The 8,929-nt window shown below is 43.4% G+C and carries 9 protein-coding genes; all 9 read left to right on the forward strand.

Features of this window, described 5'->3' with window-relative positions:
• Positions 1-162: 162 nt before the first annotated feature.
• Complete coding sequence (locus A4E24_RS08485; RefSeq protein WP_292352845.1) at positions 163-660, forward strand: metal-dependent transcriptional regulator; 498 nt, start codon at positions 163-165, stop codon at positions 658-660.
• A gap of 156 nt (positions 661-816) precedes the next feature.
• Positions 817-1,053 (forward strand): ferrous iron transport protein A, encoded by a 237-nt coding sequence (locus tag A4E24_RS08490; protein WP_292352846.1) that lies wholly within the window; start codon positions 817-819, stop codon positions 1,051-1,053.
• An 80-nt stretch (positions 1,054-1,133) separates the two neighbouring features.
• Positions 1,134-3,128 (forward strand): ferrous iron transport protein B, encoded by a 1,995-nt coding sequence (feoB, locus tag A4E24_RS08495; protein WP_292352847.1) that lies wholly within the window; start codon positions 1,134-1,136, stop codon positions 3,126-3,128.
• Positions 3,129-3,137: 9 nt separating this feature from the next.
• Positions 3,138-3,617, forward strand: a complete 480-nt coding sequence (locus A4E24_RS08500) for a hypothetical protein (RefSeq protein ID WP_292352848.1) — start codon at positions 3,138-3,140, stop codon at positions 3,615-3,617.
• A gap of 14 nt (positions 3,618-3,631) precedes the next feature.
• Positions 3,632-3,889 carry a hypothetical protein gene (locus tag A4E24_RS08505; protein ID WP_292352849.1) on the forward strand — a complete coding sequence of 86 codons (258 nt, stop codon included), beginning with the start codon at positions 3,632-3,634 and terminating at the stop codon, positions 3,887-3,889.
• 206 nt (positions 3,890-4,095) lie between these two features.
• On the forward strand, positions 4,096-5,712 hold the full coding sequence (locus A4E24_RS08510; protein WP_292352850.1) for a methylamine methyltransferase corrinoid protein reductive activase: 1,617 nt from the start codon (positions 4,096-4,098) through the stop codon (positions 5,710-5,712).
• Positions 5,713-5,746: 34 nt separating this feature from the next.
• Positions 5,747-6,847, forward strand: a complete 1,101-nt coding sequence (locus tag A4E24_RS08515; RefSeq protein WP_292352851.1) for a GTP-binding protein — start codon at positions 5,747-5,749, stop codon at positions 6,845-6,847.
• A gap of 727 nt (positions 6,848-7,574) precedes the next feature.
• Entirely contained in the window at positions 7,575-8,336 is a 762-nt protein-coding gene (mtaC, locus tag A4E24_RS08520) for a methanol--corrinoid protein MtaC (RefSeq protein ID WP_292352852.1), read from the forward strand.
• A gap of 14 nt (positions 8,337-8,350) precedes the next feature.
• The coding region (locus A4E24_RS08525) for a methyltransferase MtaB domain-containing protein (protein WP_292352853.1) at positions 8,351-8,929 on the forward strand (579 nt) is incomplete at its 3' end.

Consider the following 8,929-nt stretch of genomic DNA (forward strand, 5'->3'; position numbering starts at 1 on the left):
CAGTGAGCTTTAATAAATGCTTCTGGAAAATGTGCACCATCGATCTTTCTCCGGTAAATATATCCTGCTTTTTTGTCAGTATATAAACAAATCGCTACACTTAAATAGTAATGTAACTCTCATTCCAAATGTTATTAGCTTATCTAGGCAAGGTAATGCCACATGACCACTGAAAGAACTGAAGACTATTTGAAGGCAATTGAGAAAATAATCGAAAAGAAAGGTTATGCTCAGGTAAAAGATGTGTCCAGAGAACTGGATCTCAGTTCCCCCAGTGTCACCGGTATGTTCAAGAAGCTTACTAAAATGGGGTACATCAATTATGAGAAGTATGGTGGTGTCACACTCACCGCTGAGGGAGAAAGGATAGCAAAGAAAACAATGGAAAAGCATAGCACTATCCGGGATTTCCTGCTGATCATCGGCCTTGATGAAGAAATAGCAAACCATGACGCATGCAGGATAGAGCACATACTTACTCCTCAAACCTTCGACAGGCTCACAAAGTTCGTGGAATATATGAACTTCAATCAGGAATTGCCTTTATGCCTTGATCACTTTAAATACTTCTATGAGACCGGTGAAAATATAGACTGCACCCTTTCTTCCAGGGGCGAGTGCCCGGTTCATGGAAAAGAGCACAAGGTAGCCCAGAAATGAGATGTTAAGGCCTACTCTTTGTTCTTGCCTTCTATAGATATCTACTCATTTGTAATGATTTTTGTGTGCTTAAACAAATTAGCTAATCCGAAATTGCTATATATATAAAATCATGTTTAATGCTCAAAAATAGGCTTTGTAAAAAAGGGAAATATAATGGTGGAATGTACACTTAACGATCTTCGACCAGGGATAAAGGCAAGAATAATCAAAGTTCTTGCCAAAGGTACGGTAAGAAGGAAGCTTATGGACATGGGAATGGTCCCAGGTTCAGAAATAGAAGTGGTAAGAACTGCACCTTTGGGTGATCCTATCGAGTTCCGTATCAAAGGTTACAGTCTGTCCATGAGAAAGCAAGAAGCTGTGAACATTGTGGTAGAGACCATTGCATAATATCGTTAAAGCAGGATATTTTATAACGAGGCCGGATAACGCCTTTTTGTGCGTTTCTATCGATGTATGGTGGGGAAACAATGGCAGATAACAGGATAAGAGTTGCCCTTACAGGTAATCCTAATGTGGGCAAGACCACTCTTTTCAATGTGATCACCGGTTCCAGGCAGCATGTGGGAAACTGGCCGGGTGTGACAGTTGAAAAGAAAAGCGGTCTTAAGATCTACAAAGGATATGAAATAGAGGTCATAGACCTTCCCGGAACTTACAGCCTTACTGCTTATTCTCTGGATGAGGTTGTAGCCAGGGACTTCATTGTTGATGAAAAGCCCGATGTGGTTGTACAGATAGTGGATGCTACCAATATCGAGAGAAACCTGTATCTGACCACGCAGCTCATGGAACTTGGTTCAAAGATGATCATTGCTCTTAATATGTATGATCTCGCAGAAGAAAGAGGAGACAAACTACATGTAGAGAAAATGGAGAAGATCCTTGCAATGCCTGTAGTCCGCACCATCGCAAGCGATAACGTAGGTATATCTGAACTTCTGGACACGGTGATAGCTGAAAAGCAAAAGGAAAACCATCATGCACGGGAAATAGGTTATGGCGATGAGATCGAATCGAGGATAATAGAGGTAGAGAAGGTGCTTTCTCAGGACAAGGAACTTGCCTCAAGATATCCTCTGAGGTGGCTGGCTGTAAGGCTCTTGGACGGAGATGAGAACATCCTGCGTAAGATCGCCGGAAGTGGTATAGCTCAAGAGATTAAAAGCATCCTTTCAAGCCTGGACATTGAAGTATATGAAGCTCTTATGGCAGACAAAAGGTATGAGATCATAAGTGCCATGTTCCCCCAGATGTGCGAACGCTGTATGACGCGCATGACAACTTCGGATATGATCGACCGTGTTATGACCAATAAGTATCTGGGTATTCCTATATTCCTGGCTCTTATGTGGGGTGCCTTTGAGCTTACTTTCAGTTTTGCCAATCCCTTTATGACCATTATTGAAATGATCTTTATATGGCTGGGAGAAATGGCAGCAGTTCACATTCATCCGGATTGGCTTGCATCGTTGGTGGGAGAAGGTATTATCGGAGGTGTGGGATCAGTGTTCTCGTTCATACCTAACATCTTCATCCTTTTCTTCCTGCTTTCTATGCTTGAGGATAGTGGCTATCTGGCCAGAGCAGCTTTTATTGTGGACAGGGTCATGTACAAGATCGGATTGCAGGGCAAGTCCTTTATTCCCATGCTACTTGGCTTTGGATGCAATGTACCTGCTATTATGGCAACTCGCAGCATAGAGGACAGAATGGACCGTATGGCTACCATCATGGTGGTCCCTTTCATTTCCTGCGGGGCAAGGTTGCCTATCTATATACTGTTTGCAGGTACTTTCTTCAGTAAAAATGCCGGTACTGTTATCTTCTGTATATATCTGCTGGGTATACTCGTAGCTGTGGCTTCTGCAAAGTTATTGCGCACTACCACTCTTAAAGGTCATCCGGCCCCATTCATCCTGGAGCTTCCGCCATACAGGGTCCCAACTTTAAAGAACAGTATACGTCATATGTGGGACAACGGTTCGATGTACATTAGAAAAGCCGGAACTATAATCCTGGGGGGTTCTGTAGTTATATGGCTGCTGGCTGCCTTGCCATGGGGAGTTGAATATGGCAGCGAGGTCAGTTTCATAGGCATTATAGGACATGCCATTCAGCCTCTTCTTGGTCCTCTTGGCTTTGACTGGAAGATCTCTGTATCCCTGTTATTCGGATTCGTGGCCAAGGAGATAGTCGTGGCATCTCTTGGGGTTCTATATGGGGTTGGTGATGACCATTTTGCCCTGACAGACAGCTTGCTTGCTGATCCGAACATGTATAGTATCACAGCACTGAGCCTGATGGTTTTCAGTCTGCTGTATATGCCCTGTGTGGCAGTCGTGGGGATCATCAAAAAAGAGACTGGCTCATGGAAATGGACTGCTTTTTCCGTAGCTTATGGATTAGTGGTTGCCTGGCTATTGGCCTTTGTAGTGTTCCAGGGAGGAAAGCTGCTTTATTGAGGGATGTCTATGGAACAATATTCGAGCCGATCAAAAGAAAAGATGTTTTTCGCATTCCTTGCCGGCTTCCTGTATCTGCTGGCAGGCAGTATCCAGTTCGTTTTCAGTTTATCCACTATGCTGGGTCTGTTTCCGGTCATTTCCTTTGAAAATGGTCTTATTGGGATATTCTTTGCACCTTCGGATCTGATAGGTAGTTTAATACTGGTGCTTATTGGCAGTATCTTCATTTATGGTCTGACGGAACTAAGAACCGGATTGAACGAAGGCATTGCTTATATATATGTAGGCATACTGATCTCACTACTATTTGCAACAGTTTACGTGCTTGTGATGGCTGGTAACTGGATGGATTCATTTTTGCTGAATGGTCCGGAAACTAACGGCTGGGATCTTTTATATGATCTTCGGCCTGCAATATATCTCGGGATACTGCCATTATGCGGATACCTTATATGGAGAAAAGAGTTCAGGGCCATGAACAAGTAAACCAGGAAATTTACATGATCTCTGAGATATTAAGGCATATGTTTGTTGAAAGGATGTCACTGAACGAAACTGCTGGTATCATGGGTATGTCTGGACAACAGTTAAAAGACAGGATCAGGACACTGGAACAGATGGGCTATATCAGAAAGGCAGATAATGCTATTTCTCAGGAATGTGGTCCATGCTCTTCATGCAATGCATGCCCCTCTGGTTTTGGAACCGTGCAATATGTGCTCACTGATAAGGGGTCCAAGCTAATTGAAAAGAACTAAGTTCTTAATCATGTAACTAAGTGGGCTCAGGATTAATACTATATTAAAGTATGCAGCTACTGACATTATTTGACAGTAGTATCATTTTCTTCTCGTGCAGAATGAACTAACCCACATGCTTTTTGTAGGATGTGATGTAAAAGAATATATAGTTCTCTAAGAGAAGATACATCATTTATTAAGAACACGTATCCAGAGGAATAAAAATGAGAGTAGGTGTTGCAGTAGATATTGGGACCAGCGGGATCCGTGCACAGAAGGTCGATCTTGATTCAGGGGAAATAAAAAAGACAGTTATTACCCTGAGAAATCCTCTTCCAGGCGCTAACATCATGGACCATCTGGATTTTGCCATTAATTATGGCCAGGATCTTGCGCACGGGCTTCATGTGAATGCCGTAAGGAAGGTCATCGAGCAGCTTGGGATCAAACCAGAGGAACTCGAACGGTTGGCTATTTGCGGTAACCCTATTCAGTTGTCTATTTTCCAGGGTATACCCATTGATGACCTTGCATACGCCGGTGAAAGGAAAAAGGAAAAACTGAACATCAAAGAGCAAAAAAGAGATGCAGCTATCTTAAATTGCAGTGATGTACCTGGTCTTGAGGTCTATCCGAATGCAACTTTGAGGATCCCTCCGGCCATAAAGCATGAAATAGGTGCGGATGCTCTTGCTCTCATCATTAAATCCGGTTTCCTGGAAACCACAGATATTGCCATAGCTACTGACTATGGAACTAATGCTGAGATGGCTCTGATCGTTAATGGTACCATCTACACTGGTTCTGCTGCAGCAGGCCCGGCGCTTGAAGGTCAGCAGATAGCGCATGGAAAGCTTGCTTCTCCCTTTGTGATATCTGATGTGGAGTTCGAGAATGGTAATCTCAGAAACTATGTGCTTGACGAAGAAATGAACACTACAAAAGCAAAACTCGTAGACCCAAAGAATGGCGAGGTTGTTGAAGATCATCCGCTCAAAGCCAAGGGTATAACAGGAACCGGTGTTATAGCGGTCGTTGATGCTGGTATGAAGAACGGGGTAATACAACTGCCCAAGATCAATACTCCTGACCACATCCTGCATTTGCAGGACAAGGTAAAGTTCTTTGAGCAGGATGTGAGCGAAGCAGGACTTGCCATGGGCGCTCTTCGTGCTGGCCACCTTGCTCTCTGTAAGGCTGCAGGTATCGAAGTAAGCGATATACGCAAAGCATACATGTCCGGTGCCGCAGGAACATATATGGATGCTGTTAAGGCTCATCATGTAGGCATGGTACCCTTTAACGTGGACGAAGTGATACAGATCGGTAACACTTCACTTTCTGTTGCCAGAGAGATATTGCTTTCAGAGGATAGGCTGTGGGAGCTGCAGGACATCGCAAGGAAGATCCTGAGCAATCATGTGATGTTCGCAACAGACCCGGCATTCAAGGACGCATATATCCAGGAAATATCCTACTGGACCGAAGGCATGCCCTTCAAGATGCTCCAGAAGATACTCAAGAAAAAAGGCTTGCCTATCATAGAAGAGGCTTCAAAGACGGTCAAAGTGGACAGGCGTGTGCAGAGAGATATTCCTGTATTGGGAGAGGAAGGTCTTGAAGTGCTTGAACAGGTGGGCACTTATCTCACAATGAAAGTGGACTGCCCGGAGTGCCAGAAGTGTATCAAGGTATGTCCAACTGATGCTATTTCCATAGACGATGAAGGCGTTGTGATGATACGATCTGACCTGTGTGATGGCTCGAATTGCAAGAGGTGCATCAGGGCATGCCCGCCGGATAAATTCCAGTGGAAGAACCTGAAGGTAATGGAGATATGATCCTCTATTTTTCCTTTTTATGGATGGTATTCCAATGAGAGTTATAGTTATAGGTGGATTTCTGGGCAGTGGCAAGACCTCTACAATCATAAGACTTGGTACAGAACTCAGCGCGCAGGGTAAAAAGGTCGCTATCATCGTAAACGAGATCGGTGAGATCGGGATCGATGGAGATGTTATTTCAAAATATGGGTTGGATACCACTGAACTTACCAGTGGCTGCATCTGTTGCAGTCTTAAGGTGAACATGAAGACCACTATCTCTCTGCTCATGAAGGATTTTCAGCCGGACATTTTGTTAATTGAACCAACTGGTATCGCTTTCCCCCAGGTGATCAAAAATGAGATAAATCTGATGGATCTGAGAGGAACGGTAGTTGCACCGTTGGTCACGCTCATAGATGGCAGCAGGTTCAAACAGCTCATGAAGGAGGTAAAACATTTCTCTATGAGGCAGATCATTGATGCTGAGGTTTTGGGGATCAATAAGGTCGACCTTATGGAGCCACGTCAGATACCTATTGTAGAGGCCTCGGTTCAGCAGCTAAATCCAAAGGCAAGTGTTATCCAGCTTTCTACAAAGCTGCAGGATGAACATTGGTACAATTTTATCAGACTGATCTTGGAAGAAGATACAGCCGGGAAGATTGCAGGCGAGCTTCGAACCATTAGTCCGGAACTGAAGGCCATGGAAGGGGAACAGTCAGTTGATGAGAGCATGGATTCCATAGAAGCTTCGGGGATCAGCAGTTATGCAACTGAGTTCTTTGTGGATGGCGGGAATATACTTCCGGATGTTGCCAGGACAGTTGTACAAGAAACAATGGGATTGATCAAATCCAGGGTTCTGGAACACAGTCCTGAGTTCGTGGGTCACATTAAGATGTTCCTTGAAAATGGTACTGAGACCGTGAAAATGAACATTACTGCCCATTACGAGGAACCGAGCATGGAGATCATAAGTTCAAATGCCGAGGTGCCCAGGTTCAAGATATTGTCTGCAGTTTCCAATATTGATAAAATGGCTTTGACAGAAATAGTTGATTCCAGTGTTGTCGAGGCATTTGCATTAAAAGGCATAGATGTCCGCAAAAAAAGCGACAAGCATCAGCATCACGTTCCTTTGAGCTTATGATGTTCGAATGACAACAGTTCAAAGCTTGTAACATCTTTTTTACTATTTCTATGTTTTCACTTTACAGAAAAACTGTATGTATTTAAGCTTTATGATTTGTTTTGTGCGATTGTTTTCCTGCAAAACTACACAAATAAATGCACTATATATTTCTTTTGGTTAAAGTGCTGTTGCATAGTTAAAATTAGATCTCTAACTCCTATTATTTAGAGTATTGTTAGCAAAATCAATTTACAAAGAACTCCTTTTTTTGTTACTGTGCGTACAATTAAACCCGGTTTGATCAATATCCTATATATATTTATAATTAATTAAATTTGTTAGGATGCAAAAAAAGGAATTATAATACTTTTTTTTAGCAAAAAAGTATTTTAAAGCCTTATAATACAAAAAAAAAATTTATTATCTACGTATATCTGTATATGAGCTCCTTTAAAGCGTATTTACATTAAACAAATTCAAAATATTATTTTAATTTTAAAACTAGATTTTTATTTAAATTATCAGGTATATTAATTTGAAATATGATAGCAAAAAGGGCTTTAACCGCAATACTTATATCTGGAGTAATTGTACTTGTTTGTGTGGTAAGAAGGAGAACAGGTATAAAATGTTAGTTGTATGAGAGGAGTTTTCATTACAACTATAGCGGACTGTTATCTGACTGCCACATGTTTAAGTTGCGTGCATTTATGCGTGCAACATGAAACAATAAGGAGGTAAATAAATGGATTTAGACCCCAGTAAAATACTAATTAGGTACAATGTGCAGAAGGAGAAAGCACAGACACCTGAGGAAATGGCAGCTGAGAAATACCCCAAAGCTGAGCCAGCCAAATCAATTTCTAAGGCAATATTCGAGGGTGAAGAGGACGACGTCGTCGAAGGCCTCAAGAAAGCAGTTGCTTCCGGTGCAAACGCAATCAAGTTGATTGACGATGTACTGATGCCAGGCATGAAGATCGTCACAGACCTGTATGACCAGGGTGTAATTTTCCTGCCAAACGTCATGATGTCTGCTGATGCAATGCTTGCAGGTATCGAATTCTGTAAAGAGAAATCCGGTTCAGCCCCAACTCCAAAGGGCAAGATCGTCTGCCACGTTGCAGAGGGTGACGTTCACGACATTGGTAAGACCATCGTTGCAGCCCTGTTAAGAGCAGCTGGTTATGAGGTAGTAGACCTTGGCCGTGATGTTCCAGTAGATGAGGTCATTGCAGCTGTGAAGAAAGAGAAGCCAATGATGCTCACAGGTACAGCACTTATGACAACAACAATGTATGCCTTTAAGGAAGTAAATGACAGGCTCCTTGAAGCTGGCATAAAGGTACCATTCCAGTGTGGTGGCGGAGCTGTGAACCAGGACTTCGTAGTCACATATGAGCTTGGTGTCTATGGTGAGGAAGCCGCAAATGCCCCACAGATGGCAGACATGATCCTCGCTGGAAAGAGCTTGAAGCAGCTGAAGGAACACTTCCACATGCACTAAATGAGGTGACAATAATGACAGTAAAAAGATACACTGAAATGGCATACAGCAAGGCCGACGACATGCTCTTCGGTAACGCAAAGCACCCTGTAAAGGCAAAGTTAGGTCTGGAAGTCGGTGCCGGCTATGTTACAGCCGAGGTTAACTATGCACCAAGGCCAGAGGCCGGACAGTCCAAGGAGAAACTCATTTCCGAATACCGCAGGCTCACAACTGACATCCTTGCAAGGGCAGTACAGATCGGTTTCCCATCTATCTCACTCGAGACAGAACACGTGCAGCAGATGACCAACAACCCATCATGGGGAGGCGAGATCGCTCACGTTCAGAAGACCATTCTGGAAGAATACAACGAAGAGTACGGCATAAAGTGCGGTCTCAGGCACACCCCCGGTGACATCCGTGAAGAGCGCGACTACCTTGCACTGATCGGTCCAAAGTACGACCTGCTTATGGAATCCTTCGAAGCGGTTGCAGAAGGCGGAGCAGACTTCCTGTCCATTGAGACAATGGGTGGAAAAGAAGTCCTCGACTACGCTATCCTGAGAAACGATGTACCAGGCCTGATCTACTCAATAGGATGCCTCGGCTCC

This window comes from Methanomethylovorans sp. PtaU1.Bin093, assembly GCF_002067275.1.
Lineage (GTDB): Archaea > Halobacteriota > Methanosarcinia > Methanosarcinales > Methanosarcinaceae > Methanomethylovorans.